Genomic DNA, 12,545 nt, shown 5'->3' with positions numbered 1-12,545 from the left:
ACAATCCCCCCAGGCCACCCCACCCCGCTCAACAGGAACGTATGCCCCCTTTTGTCCGCACCCCCACCCTCCCTGCAACCCCCTGGCAAGGCCGTGTACAGTTCTCTCCTGTGCGGCCCGCCGGGACGCCGACCTCGGTCGGCCCCGAACAGGCAGCATGCAGGTCCGGGTGGCGGAATGGCAGACGCGCTAGCTTGAGGTGCTAGTGCCCTTTATCGGGCGTGGGGGTTCAAGTCCCCCTCCGGACACGTTAACCCCCACAAATGCCTTTCACGTTTCGTGGGGGGCGGCGGTGGGGGTTTCTCTTTTCCGCCGCTTGATCGGTGTCCCAGCCCCGGGATGGTCGGCTGGATCGGCCCCTTCAGCCCGTGCTTTCCACCGGTCGCCGCTAGGATCTCCAGCGTGGCACTGACTGCGGTGCAGACGATCGTCATCTGACGGGCTCTCATGTGCGCGGTGATGTCGTCCGGGTGGACGTCGGGAAGTTGCGCAGCCACCTGGGTCAGGAGCTGGTCCTCGCGTAGGTAGAGCGTAGGCATCCGGCCGGCGGTGGCGTCGCGGCTGCTGGTGGCGCCGTGCCGGCACCGGTAGCGGGCCCGACCGTTCGCCCAATGTCCCTCGGCACGGCGCCCGCACAGCCCGCAGAGCACCAGCCCGGTGAGTTGGTAGCGGCGCGGCGTGCCGCCGTCGTCGGGGCGGGTGATCGCGTTGACGTGCTGGGCGCGGACGAAGTCGGCCTCACTGATCAGCGGCGGGTGGGCTTGTTGGGTGGAGATCACCCACTGGTCCTTGGTGTTCCAGCCGTGCGTCGGCTTCCGGCCTGGCTCGCGGGTGGTCTTGTCGCCAGAGTCGCTCTCGTGGTGGTCGACCGATTGTCGGTTCCAGACCTGTCGGCCGGTGTAGCGCGGGTTACCGAGGATCGCCGCGACGATGCGCAGCGTCCACGCGGCGCCGGTGCGGTGCGAGTTGCGGGCTCGGTCGTGTGCGGACGGCGGGATGACGCCGAGCGCGTTACTCCTCGGCCTCGCCACGGATGATCGGCAACACGCGGTCGGTGATGACCTGCGCGGCATGCAGGGCGCGTTCAGCCCGTGCCTGGCACTGGGCAGCGATCAATGTGCCGGGCTGCAGTCGCTGCAGGAGGCGACGCTGGCCGTCCGCGTGCGTCTGCAGCCGCGACACCGCGACCCACAGCGCCTCGTCGATCTCAGCGCTCCCGCGTGGGCCCGAACCTCCCGCTGTGTCATGCCCGTCCCGTGCGGCGGGCACGGCGGCATCAATCAGATCAGCGATGACCGGACCGAGCTTGGCGGCAGGCCAGACCGCGGCGTCGGGAAGCTCCAGGGCGGCGAGGGGCATGCCCCGGTTGGCGGCGTCGACCGGATCCTGCACCAGGACAGTCCCGCCGTTCGCGGCCACAGCGGCAGCCCCGTCCGCGCCGTCGCGCAGCCGCCCGGACAGAACCACCGCGATCGCCCGGTTTCGACAGACGCCAGCGACGCTGTGCAGCAGTGGGTCGACGGCCGGACGCGCGCGGTGGACCAGCGGTCCACAGTGCAGACGCAGCACATCACCAGCGGTCAGCACCAGGTGCTGCCCGGGCGGGGCGATCGTCACCAGCCCGGCTGTGAGGCGCTGGCCGGGCACGGCGTACGCCGCGGGCAGCGGCCCGCAGCGGGCGAGCACATCGGGCAGCAGCCTCGGGGACGTGGGCGGCGTGTGGACAACGACCAGTACGCTAGCCGACAGCCCGGCCGGCAGCCCACCGAGCACCTCGTGCAGAGCGTGGATACCGCCCGCGGAGGCGCCGATCACCACCACCCCGTGTTCGTGCACAGCCAGCCACCTCTACGGTCCCGTGCCCGCGCCGCAACGCATCGACGACACAGCGCACTTCCCACATCGCCGATGCACCACCGGGCATGTCCAGCGCGTCGACCACCGACTCCGTAGCTAGCGCGACCCGGCTCCTGCGGTGCGTTCAGGGGCGGGTTGTGCGCTGAGCTGACGCGCGAGCTCAGCCAGCAGTTCAGCGTCAGACAGAGCCACGAATGAGGCTCATGACATAGGCGGCAGCGACGAACGACTCCGCTTCAAGCCTCGTGCTTGGGACGGTTGCCGGATACCCGGCACGGCGCAGAACGGATACGCGAAAAACGAACCGGTGATGCGCTGGGCTACAGGATTCCCCTCGATGTGAGCGATCGCCCGCCGGATGGATTCAACGCTGGCATTCCAGCCCGGTCGTCCTGCCGGCCATCGGCAGCCTCAGAATCGAACACCGAGAGGCAGGTGGCGGCCGGCAGCCGCTCCAGTGCGCCCAGGACCAGCGGGCTCGGTTCGGCCGCATCGTCGGCCAGCACCGTACCGGTCATGTGATCGACCCGGTGCTACCTATGTGGGCAGTTCCGGTGTCACCGAGTCGGTTCGGTATCACTGGGCCAGCGCGCTGCCCGGCTCATCGATGAGCCGATCCAGCAGCGAGGAGGCAATGAAAACGACCTTCATACGGCGCCGCCCACCCAGGAGCGGTAAGTCTCGCCGAGCTGTGCCAGCAGTATGACCTCGCCAAAATGCGCCCGTGCGACGTGCGTAATGTATCGATGTCGGCCGTTCCCCTTCCCCGGATGACGATCAGAGCAACTGGAACAGGTGCTCGTCGCTGGGGCGGAGTCGGGAGAGCGCCGTTGTGCCAATATGGCGGCCCTGCTTGGGTGTTCGACTCGAGCGGTGCCTGCGCCGGGCCGGTAAGACAATGGCTGCGGCTGGTGTACCGCCTGCCGTTGCGACCGACATGTCGGATCAGAACTTTCGCCACGTCGTTGCGTTACCGGGTGGCGACGGTGTGACCCGGAGAGCCCGTGCACGACCATGGCGGGTCGCGCGGTGGGCATGGGCGGTGTCCGGGAGGTCGACGAACAGCACGCGCATGGACCGGAAGGAGGTCAGGCCGGCCGCCCGCCAACGGCCGGTGGCCGCCGGTCGGCGAGACACCCGAGGTCGTGGAACACATAACCGGACCGTACCGGCCATCCGGCTTTCGAGATCAACCAATGTGATTACCGAAAGTGTCGGACTGGTCTCCTAGAATGACGGCGTGTCGGGCCGGGCACCTCACGGCGGTCGATCTCCCGCGGTGTGCGGGTGGGAAGGAGATCACGAGTGCCAAGCGAGTGGGACGTGCCGGTGGAGCCCGTCGACTGGGACATCACCATCCCGACCGATGACACGTCCATCGCCCGGCGCCGGCGCGCACTCGCACCCATTCAGGTTCTGGCCGACATCGAGCGGACGAAGTCCAGCCTCGACGGCGACTTCTGGCACCGGTACGACCTGTTCACCATCGCGCTCGCCGTCATCGATCAAGTTGCGCTGGCGATGGGGATCTCGGCCGGCAAGACGTGGGACGAAACCGTCGACTATGCGACCAGCCAGGCCGCTCGGCAGGCGCCGGACGCCGCCGGCAACCAATGGGCGGCGGTGGCGGAGCGCGTCGTCGTCTCCCTGGTGACCACCGACATCGAAACAGTTCCTTACCTGACGTACACCGGGGCAGGGCCGCAATGGCGCGCGCAGCGTTTCCGGCTGCTGTACGTGCATGCCGGCGGCGGCGACGCTGTGGAATATCTACGCGCCTCCGAGCAGGCGATCAACATCTTCATCGACGCGCTCGACCTGGACATCGAAGCGGCGCAGATCGCCACCGAGGCGCAGCTGACCGCATTGATCGCCCGCGGAGCGATCGAATCCGCGGTGCAGATCGCCCGCTACGCCCGCTACCAGTCGATCCAGTATCAGGAACGGATCCGCCGGATCATCGCCGACACCCTCATCGACCCGGACACCCACGACTGGGTCAGCGAAGTGCCCGCGTTACTCGATGCGGCGTTGCTGCACGTCCGGGAACGTCTGGCGGGCGAGTCCTCGCTGCTGGAGGCGGTCGCCGAGCGGCGGTTCGAACTGGACGACCGGGTCAAGCTACAGGCAGCTAACACGCTGATCGAGATCCTCCGCGAGTGCCGTCACCGGCACGACGAGCTGCACACCCACCTGATCGGCGCGCGGACCAGGCTGCGGGAGGCGCTGGACGACCGATTTGTTCGTGCCCCGCGCTCGACGCACCGTTCCGACCTCGGCCGGGACCTGCTCAACCCGTGTCTGGCCGCGCCGACGGCGACAGCCGCTGCGCTGGCCGATCGGCTGGTCGCGGCCGTCGGCGGCCTGTCGGCCCGGTGGCTGCCGTCGTTGGCCGTCCTGACCGACGAACTGTGCGCCCCAGCCCGGGTGCCAGAGCCGGGGGAGCAGTTCGAGCCGCCGGAGTTCGACGACGATGAAGCGCCGGAGTGGTGGGAGACCTACGAGGACACCGTCGAGGCGATCTTCGCAGCGGTCGACGAGCCGGTACGGCTGTCCCAGCTGGTCGCCCGGTCCGATGAGCTCGCTTCGCAGGTCAGCGACGATGACGGTGAGCCGCTGAATCCCGAACTGCTGGCGGCAGCGATGGTGCACGCCGCCCACCGGGCGTGGGCGGCGCGGCTGGCAGGACGGTCGGCCGGCGACCGGGTCCTCGTCGCCGTGGACACCGGCAGCCAGCTCAGCAGCGACCTGCTCCGGACGGCCGATCTCCTGCTGATGCCGGGATGGGTCACCGCCGACATCGAGGAACCAGCAGCCGGGCGCGTCGATGTCCCGGACACCGCGGAGGCAGCATGAGCGCCAGCAATGACAGCGTCGACGTCGGCCGGATGCTGGCATGGGCCAGCCGGCCGCGAGAAACACCGGGCCGCCACGACGACTACCACCGGGTCGTGACCCGGTACCGCAACGAGCCGGACTTCGCCGCCACCGTCGACGCGGTCTTCACCGGCGCCGGCCTCTACCTGCTTGTCGATGACCGTGACGGCATCGTGGCCACCGCCAACCCTGACTCGCCGCTGCGGGTCACCGCGTCCGACGTCGTCAAGCGGGCGCAACCGGCGCACCGGGCGGCGATCGGAGCGGTGATCCTCACGATCGCCCGCACCGCGTACCCGGACAGCGCGATGCTCGACGACCCGGACCGGGTAGCCGTGTTCACCACCCAGTCCGTCGTCGACGCCCTCGACCGCGCCGTGCAGGCCCACGCCGAGGCGACCGGCGAAGACGGTCCGGTCGACGACGACCTGGTCGAGGCCTGGCGGCAATGGGCCGGCCTGCAGACGGCACGCCCGAACGCGCGACGACGCTCCACCAATGACCGCCCCGGCCTGGTCAACCGGGTATGCCGCCTGCTGACCGACGCCGGCTACCTGACCGCCCGCGGCGACACCGACGGCGGCACCTGGCTGGCCCGGCCACGTTTCCGGCACGCGGTCACCGTGCTGTGCGAGGACTCCGACCTGTACGTGATCGTCAATCAGCTCACCGAGGTCGACGAGGACCGCCCGTGACCGACATCGGACCGCACCACACGATCGCCGCCGTCGACCTGTTCACCCAGGCTGCCGAGCAACCACCGGACCGGCTCCCGGTTCCGCCGTTGCGGCTGCGCCGCATCTGCCTGCACGGCGTCGGCCCCGACGGAGCCCGGTTCGACCCGCTCGACGTGGACTTCACCACCAGCGACGGCGCCGCCTCCCGCGTGTTGCTGTCGTTGACGAACACCGGCGGGAAATCCACGCTGATCACGCTGGTGTGCAGCCTGGTCGTACCCGCCTCCCGTGCCCAGGTCGGCGGCAAGAACCTGGGTGACTACGTCCTCACCGGCGACACCTCCCACATCCTCTGCGAATGGGAAGACGCCACGACCGGAACCCGCACCGTCACCGGCGCGGTGATGGAGTGGAAGGACGGCCGCCGTCAGCCCGGCCACAAACAACGCTCCACCACGAACATGCACCGGGCGTGGTACCTGTTCCGCACCGGGCCGGGCCTGCCCGGCATCGACGACCTGCCGTTCGTCACCGACGGCCGCCGCACGGGCCTGGAAACCTACCTCGCGCAAGTCACTGACCTGATGTCGAGCAATCCTCGAACGCAATGGGTCCTCACCCGGATCCAAACGGAGTGGACGCAGGCCCTGCAGGACCGCACCAGCATCGACCCTGTGCTGTTCAGCTATCAGATGCGCATGAACGACTCCGAGGCCGGCGCCGAGAAACTGCTCGCCAGTTTCGACTCGCCGGACAACGTGGTGCGGTTCTTCATCGCCGCCCTCAACGACGACCGGGAGATCACCGACTTCACCGGCAAACTCGGCCCCTACGCCGAACTCGCCGCACAGCGGCCCTACCTGGACGCCCTCGCCGGATTCGGCACGGAACTGGCCCCACGAGTCGAACTGCTGGCCCAACGAACAGCCGCGCTGGACGAGAAAGTCGCCCTGGCGCTCAAGGCCAGAGTCGCCGGCGGTGAACATGCGGCCGCACTGTCCAACCGCGTGGCCCAAGACACCGCCGCGCTCAGTGATCTGACGAGGGCCGTCGAGGCCGCCGTCCGGGAGCTGGCCGCCGCGCGCCGGGAGTACGGCCAGATCAGCGACATCCGGCTGCAGTTGCAACTGGAACGAGCACGGCATCGGCTCGCCGAAGCCGACGCCGCCGTCCTGCGCCGCGCCGGGCTGGCCGCCGATGCCGCGAGGGAAAGAGACGCCTGGGAGGCGGTCGACCGGGTTCTCGAGGTGGACGTGGCCCGTGAACAACGCGACGCCGCGAAGATCGCCTACGAGGCTGCGCACGCGGAGCTGGCACCCCTGCGCGAACAGGTCACGCGAGCCGCGGCAGCAGTCGCGGGCCGCCTGAACGGCCTGATCGCAGAGGCTGATGCCGTTGCTGAAGCCGCCGACGAACAAGCGCGGGAGGGCGAGCAGGCCCTCGGTGAAGCCCTCGACCTCGAGAAGGAGGCAGAAGGCGCTCGCGACGCGGCACGCCAGGAACTGGCCCGCATCGACGCGGCCATCCAGACCGCCGAGGCGGCCACCGAGGCAGCCTATGAGGCAGGGTGGCTGCTGCCGGGTGAACGTCCCGCGCGATGCCTGCGCCGGTGGCACGATGCGATCGAGGCGGCCGCCGCGGAGATAGAACGGCAAGACGGCCTGGCCAAGACCGCCGAGACCGCCTTCGACGACCTCCAGACGGATCTGGACAACCTTGAGGAACAACTCGTCGAACTGCGCACCGCGGCCAACGCCGACCGGATCAGGCTGGAGGCCTTCGACGCCCAACTCGCCGCCATCGCCGCGAACGACACCGTGACCGCCCTGCTCGGCGGCACGCCCGCCGACGTGTCCGACGTCGGCCGCGTCGTCGAGCTGGCCGGACAGTCCGCACGGCGTGCCGACGAGCGCGCAGCCGACCACGAACGCCAGGTCCGAGCCGCCCGCGACGAGCTGGCGCACCTCGACGAGGCAGGCACCGCCCCCACCGGCGCCGACGTGCTCGCCGTTCTCGACATCCTGCTGGCCGAGCGCATCGGAGCAGTCACCGGCCTGGACTGGATCGAACGCAACATCATCGAGCCCACCGATCGGCCCGCGTTCATCGCCGCCCGTCCGGAGATCGCCGGCGCCGTCATCGTCTCCGATCCCCACCGCTTTGCCGCGGCCATCACCCATCTCACGCAGGCCAAGCCCCGAACCCGTGTACCGGTCACGGTCACCGTCGCACCCACGTCGACGAGCAGTGCCGCCGCCCGCACCGATCCGGGACCGCGGCACGTGGTCGTACCGCACCGCGCGACATGGGACCGTGAATGGGCCCGCGCCGCCCGCGCCGAACTCGAGACCACCCAACAACAGCAGGGCCAGAAGCTGGCCGAAGCCCGCACCGCTGCCGAAGCACACCGGGCAGCAGCCGCGTCATGCTCCGCCTTCACCGACAGCTGGCCCGCCACCACACGATCCGCACTGCTCGCCACCTCGACAAGCTCAGCCGACCAGGTGGAATCGGCCGTACGGCGCAAGACCACCCTGAGCGCCGAACGCGACCGCCAACGTCAAGCAGCCGCCCAGCATCGCCGCCTCGCCGACCAAGCACGACGCGAACACCAGCACGCACGAGACACCGCCGCGCAGGCTGCCCAACTCGTCGCCATCGCCGACACCGCCGCTACTGCAGCCGACCAGCGAGCACACATCGCGACGGCCGAGGCTGACGCCGTACGATGGCTCGCCCTCGCCGAAGAGAACCGAGCCGCCGCCAAGGCCCGGATGTCCGCCGGCCTTGGCGCCGCCGCTCAGGCTCGCGCGGACCGCCGGACCTGGCAGACAGCGCGCGACGAACTGGGCGTCGAAGACGCCGCTGCCGACCCCGGCGGAAACCTCGCCGTCGTCCAGGCCGCCTGGGAGTCACTGCGCAGGGAACTCACCTCTGCCGAACAAGGCCTGCGGGAGGCCGAATTCCTCAACCGCGCGCAACGGCATCTGGACCAGGCCATCGAACGTCGTGACCGGTTTGCCCCACTTGTCGTGCAGCGAGCCGTCGTTCTGGCCCGCTCCACCTCCGCCTCATCACGTGACGCGCTGATCGCCGCGCAAAACCGGTCGCGGGCCGAGGCGGACGAGGCCGCGAAAGCCCACCTTCGAGCAGTCACCGAACAGGAGAACGCCGCCACGGAAGTCCGGGAGGCAACTCCGGCCTCCAGCGACCGGCAGAACCACATCGACTTTTCCAACACCCCGCAGTGGCTACCGGCCACACCCACGGACATCCCGCACCTGCTGGAACGCCTCGAGATTCACAACGCCGAGCTGCTCGCGCGCCGCGAAGCCGCCGAGCAGGCCCAGCACGACGCCGAAGAGTTGCACGCCGCCGTCGTGGCCGACATCAGCGCATTCAACGACACCATCGGCATGTGGCCCGCCGAACTCATGCACACCGACCGCATCTACGCCGGCGGCAAAGACACCGCCCGGATCGACATGCGCACTCTGTTCCAAGCCCATCGCCAAGCGGAAACTGCCGAACGCACCGCTCGTGACCTGCTGGGCGAAGCCGTCACCAACGTCCGCGCCGGCGCCAACGAACCCCGCTGGCGCGACCTGGACGCCCCGGCCGCTGCCCGGCTCCGAGCCCTGCCCGACGCCGACCTGATCACCGAAGCGCAAACCCTCGCCCACCGGATCCAATCCATGGCCGAATCCGCCCGCGCCGACCTCAACGACCTCGACACCCACCGGACCATCCTGCGCGACGGACTACTCACCCTCTGCCGCGAGCAACGCCGGCTGCTGCGCGAAGTGACCCGCGCCTCTCGCCTGCCCGCGGGACTCGGCGAATTCTCCGACCACCCGGCCATCAAGATCCGCTTCGAGGAAGCGACCGACGACGAAGCAGCCGCCCGTCTGGCTGACCGCATCGACGCCTGGGCCACCGAACTCGCCGCCAATCCCAAACGGGCCTCCTCAGCTGAGGTCCGCGCCCGCTGGCTTGCCGACGCCGTCCGCGACACCGTCCTCGACCGCCTCCGCGCCGGCGCGTGGTCCATCGAGATCCTCAAGCCCCGCATCGACGGCAAAGTCATCTACTGCCCACCCGACCGCATCCCGCAGGAATTCTCCGGCGGCCAAGTTCTCACCCTGGCCGTCCTCGTCTACTGCGCCCTGTCCGGCGTACGCAGCACCCACCGCCCTGGCGGCGCCCGACCACCCGGGACCCTGCTGCTGGACAACCCCTTCGGTGCCGCGTCCGCCGAAACCCTCATCGCCATGCAACACCGGCTCGCCGCCCACACCGGCCTGCAACTGGTCTGCGCCACCGGCCTGCACGACGCCGGCGTCGACGCCGCCTTCACCGGCCCCGGATCCGTCGTCGTCAAACTCCGCAACGACGGCGACCTGCGACGCAACCTGTCCTTCCTGCGGCTACGCGCCCGCATCGTCGACGGCATCGACATCGCCGCCGCCCTCACCGCTGGACGCGATCCGAACGAACCGAAGAACTGGGTCGACGCCACCACCTACGAGATCCGCCGATGACATTCGCCCTCACCCGTCCCGCCGAAATCGACGCCCTCGCTGACGGGCTTGGCCGGACCGGATCCGTCCGCGTGCCGCTGTCTCAGGTGTGGAGCCTGTGGACCGCCGCCGCGCCACGCCTGATCGGTGACGCGGTCCAGGCCGCGGCCCTGGAAGCGGCCCTGCGCAACCTCGAGACCCGCGGCCTGCTGGAACTGCCGAGCACCGCGTGGGACACCTCCACCACACCCCCGTTGCCACGATCGGTCACCATTCCAGCAGCCCGCCGTGCACTGCGCGCCAAGGAATGGATCAGGTTTCCGTGGCGGCACGAACTCGGCTGGGTCGCCTCCCTGCCGACGCTGTCCGACGCCCGACTCCGCGAACTCATCGCCATCAACACCTGGCTCGCCCGCACCAACGGCGGCACAACCAGCATCGTCCCGGTGCGCTACCGGTCGGCAGAAATCTTCGGCGACGAAAAGTGCCTGGACGGTATGGCCCGCACCAACCTGTTCGGCTCAGGCCGGCTCAGCTTCGACCTGCTGGCCTGTGTCCGCATACCCGCCCCGCTGCCTTCCGTCCTGGTCGGGCCGGGACCGGACATCTTGGTCGTTGAGAACAGCGACACCTACTGGGTCGCCGCCGACACCCTGCGAAACAGCCACACCCACCGCATCGGCGCGGTCGCCTGGGGATGCGGCAACGCCTTCCCTTCACAAGTCGCCGCCCTCGGCGTCGACATCGGCGGACGCGGCCCCGTCACCGGAACAGTCTGGTACTGGGGCGACCTCGACCCGGCCGGACTCACCATCGCCTCCGACGCCGCAACAGCCGCGGCCGCCGCCGGCTTGCCCGACATCAAACCCGCCGTGGCCCTGTGGGCCGCCATGGCCGAGCGTCCCGTCCAGAACACCGGAAGCGTCAACTGGTCGGCGATGCCCGGCCGGGACTGGCTCGGCGACCAGCTCTGGCAGCAGACCGCTCGGGTCCGCGAAACGCGAGGGCGCGTCGCTCAGGAAAACGTTCCTGCGCATGCTCTCGCATCCTGGGCACACGGGTGATCGGCTCGACGGCCCGTGTCACCAGCGTCCCAAGCCGTCGAACGAGCCGTCGCCCGCTTTCAGTGGATTGCTCGGCCCCTCGCGCGAGGCAGCTCAAGGACGGGACGTCGAGTCGCCCGCGAAAACGGAAATGCCCGGTGCAACTACTGATCGGTCATCCGCCATTGGAGCGAGCCCACCGGCAGTTGTGGCACCTGCCGGCCAGCCCGACGACGCGCTCACGCGGGACGCGTTCCACGCCCCTGCGGGACTGATCCCGCCGACCTGCCCGTAGCTTGGGCCAAGCCCAGTTGCCGGTCGAGCCCATCCAGCCGCGAGCGCTCACCACGAGCCAGCAGATGCCCGTACACATCGAACGTCGTCCTGATCGAGGCGTGGCCCAGTCGTAGCTGGATGGCCAGGAAGTCCCAGCCCGCGGCGATCAGATACGCGACATGGGTGTGCCGCAGATCCTGCAGCCGTGGCCGGACCAGCAGCCGCTCCGGGCAGCGGCAGGCCGAGACGGCTCGCGGGCTCAACCACCCGGATGAGGCGGCTACCGGTGGGTGCTGCGGGCATCGTTGCGCGGCGATCACTGCGGGCTGCCAGTACCGCTGCCGCAAGTTACCCGCTTTCCACGGCCCTCCGCCCGGCGCCGGAAAGACCAGGTCTTCGCCCAGCTTGCCGGCGACCAGCCGGCCGAACAGCTTTCCGGTTCTCGGCGTCATCGCGACCGCACGGCGCGAGCGCGTCGTCTTCGGCTCACCGACCGTGCCGTCGCGGTGCAACGTCCGGTCCACCTGCACCACAGGATCCGGGCCGAGACGCACGTCGCCGACGCGAAGTCCGAGCAGCTCACCGAGGCGAAGCCCCGTCCCGAGCAGCGCCGCTACGACGTCGTACAGGGGAGCCGGGCAGTGCGCCAGCAGGATGCCGGCCTGGGTCGGCTCGAGCACGCACGCGTGATGAGGTGCGACGCGGGGGAGTCCGTTGCCGCGGCGCCCGGGTGGGCGGCGCATCGGGTTGTCGGCACGCAGATGGGGTACCGCGTCGTGCATCACCTGATTCAGCACGGTCCAGTGCTTCCGGACCCCGGCCGGCATCATCGTCCGCGCCAGCTCAGCCTTCCAGGGATCGAGGTGCTCGTAACGGCTGATCCGCGCCACCGGCAGATGCCCAAGCTCCGCGGTGACCCGGCCATGCAGGATGCGCGCGTACTCGGCGTACGTGGTGGCCGCGACGTCGACCTTCAGCGCCAGCCACCGCTCGATCCAGTCGCGCAGCAGCATCGTAGGCGGACGCGGCATCGCCTGCGACGAGCTCGGATCGACCGCCGCGTACACCTGAGCCCTGCTCACCAGGGCACCTTGTGCCTCGATGTACTGCTTGGCCGCAACAGCCTTGATGTTGGAGGGGCCGCGGAACGTGCAGCACTGCTGCCGACCACCGGCGGCCCGCCACCGGACACAGAACGAGGTCCCTCGTGCGTATATGGAAGCCATGGGGTCGACCTTGACTCGGCACACGGGAAACCGTGTACACCGAACAGGTGCCGCTCCTCCGTTCGAAAG

General features: G+C 69.6%; 8 protein-coding genes and 1 tRNA gene. 5 read left to right on the top strand and 4 right to left on the bottom strand.

Annotated features, from left to right (window positions below; genetic code table 11):
• Positions 1-163: 163 nt before the first annotated feature.
• Positions 164-248 (top strand) — tRNA-Leu (locus OWR29_RS39565).
• Here OWR29_RS39565 and OWR29_RS39560 read toward each other — a convergent pair.
• From OWR29_RS39560 to OWR29_RS39550, 3 genes are all read right to left on the bottom strand, one after another.
• On the bottom strand, positions 213-1,031 hold the full coding sequence (locus OWR29_RS39560; RefSeq protein WP_267568684.1) for a recombinase family protein: 819 nt from the start codon (positions 1,029-1,031) through the stop codon (positions 213-215). The genes OWR29_RS39565 and OWR29_RS39560 overlap by 36 nt on opposite strands.
• On the bottom strand, positions 1,012-1,836 hold the full coding sequence (locus OWR29_RS39555; protein WP_267568683.1) for a chemotaxis protein CheB: 825 nt from the start codon (positions 1,834-1,836) through the stop codon (positions 1,012-1,014). The genes OWR29_RS39560 and OWR29_RS39555 overlap by 20 nt, the downstream gene beginning before the upstream one ends.
• A 341-nt stretch (positions 1,837-2,177) precedes the next feature.
• The gene (locus OWR29_RS39550) at positions 2,178-2,375 is read right to left on the bottom strand and encodes a hypothetical protein (RefSeq protein WP_267568682.1); all 198 of its coding nucleotides are present in this window, start codon (positions 2,373-2,375) and stop codon (positions 2,178-2,180) included.
• Positions 2,376-3,162: 787 nt separating this feature from the next.
• Here OWR29_RS39550 and OWR29_RS39545 point away from each other — a divergent pair.
• The 4 genes from OWR29_RS39545 to OWR29_RS39530 all read left to right on the top strand — a co-directional run bounded on the left by OWR29_RS39545 (position 3,163) and on the right by OWR29_RS39530 (position 10,995).
• Positions 3,163-4,713, top strand: coding sequence for a hypothetical protein (locus OWR29_RS39545; protein WP_267568681.1), 1,551 nt, complete (start codon positions 3,163-3,165; stop codon positions 4,711-4,713).
• Positions 4,710-5,429, top strand: coding sequence for a hypothetical protein (locus OWR29_RS39540; protein ID WP_267568680.1), 720 nt, complete (start codon positions 4,710-4,712; stop codon positions 5,427-5,429). The genes OWR29_RS39545 and OWR29_RS39540 overlap by 4 nt, the downstream gene beginning before the upstream one ends.
• 155 nt (positions 5,430-5,584) lie before the next feature.
• The gene (locus OWR29_RS39535; protein WP_267568679.1) at positions 5,585-9,952 is read left to right on the top strand and encodes a hypothetical protein; all 4,368 of its coding nucleotides are present in this window, start codon (positions 5,585-5,587) and stop codon (positions 9,950-9,952) included.
• Entirely contained in the window at positions 9,949-10,995 is a 1,047-nt protein-coding gene (locus OWR29_RS39530) for a hypothetical protein (RefSeq protein ID WP_267568678.1), read from the top strand. Before OWR29_RS39535 ends, OWR29_RS39530 begins: the two co-directional genes overlap by 4 nt.
• Before the next feature lie 218 nt (positions 10,996-11,213).
• Here OWR29_RS39530 and OWR29_RS39525 read toward each other — a convergent pair whose 3' ends face one another.
• Positions 11,214-12,476 carry a site-specific integrase gene (locus tag OWR29_RS39525; protein WP_267568676.1) on the bottom strand — a complete coding sequence of 421 codons (1,263 nt, stop codon included), beginning with the start codon at positions 12,474-12,476 and terminating at the stop codon, positions 11,214-11,216.
• Between the last annotated feature and the right edge of the window lie 69 nt (positions 12,477-12,545).

Source organism: Paractinoplanes pyxinae, assembly GCF_026626335.1.
In the GTDB taxonomy this organism is placed as follows: domain Bacteria; phylum Actinomycetota; class Actinomycetes; order Mycobacteriales; family Micromonosporaceae; genus Actinoplanes; species Actinoplanes pyxinae.
This window is presented reverse-complemented; position numbering and strand designations above follow the sequence as displayed.

Bases quoted from the DNA above. Each gene is read 5' to 3' on its own strand.
- OWR29_RS39550 (WP_267568682.1), bottom strand. From the start codon at position 2,375: ATGACCGGTACGGTGCTGGCCGACGATGCGGCCGAACCGAGCCCGCTG.
- OWR29_RS39525 (WP_267568676.1), bottom strand. From the start codon at position 12,476: ATGGCTTCCATATACGCACGAGGGACCTCGTTCTGTGTCCGGTGGCGG.
- OWR29_RS39540 (WP_267568680.1), top strand. From the start codon at position 4,710: ATGAGCGCCAGCAATGACAGCGTCGACGTCGGCCGGATGCTGGCATGG.
- OWR29_RS39530 (WP_267568678.1), top strand. From the start codon at position 9,949: ATGACATTCGCCCTCACCCGTCCCGCCGAAATCGACGCCCTCGCTGAC.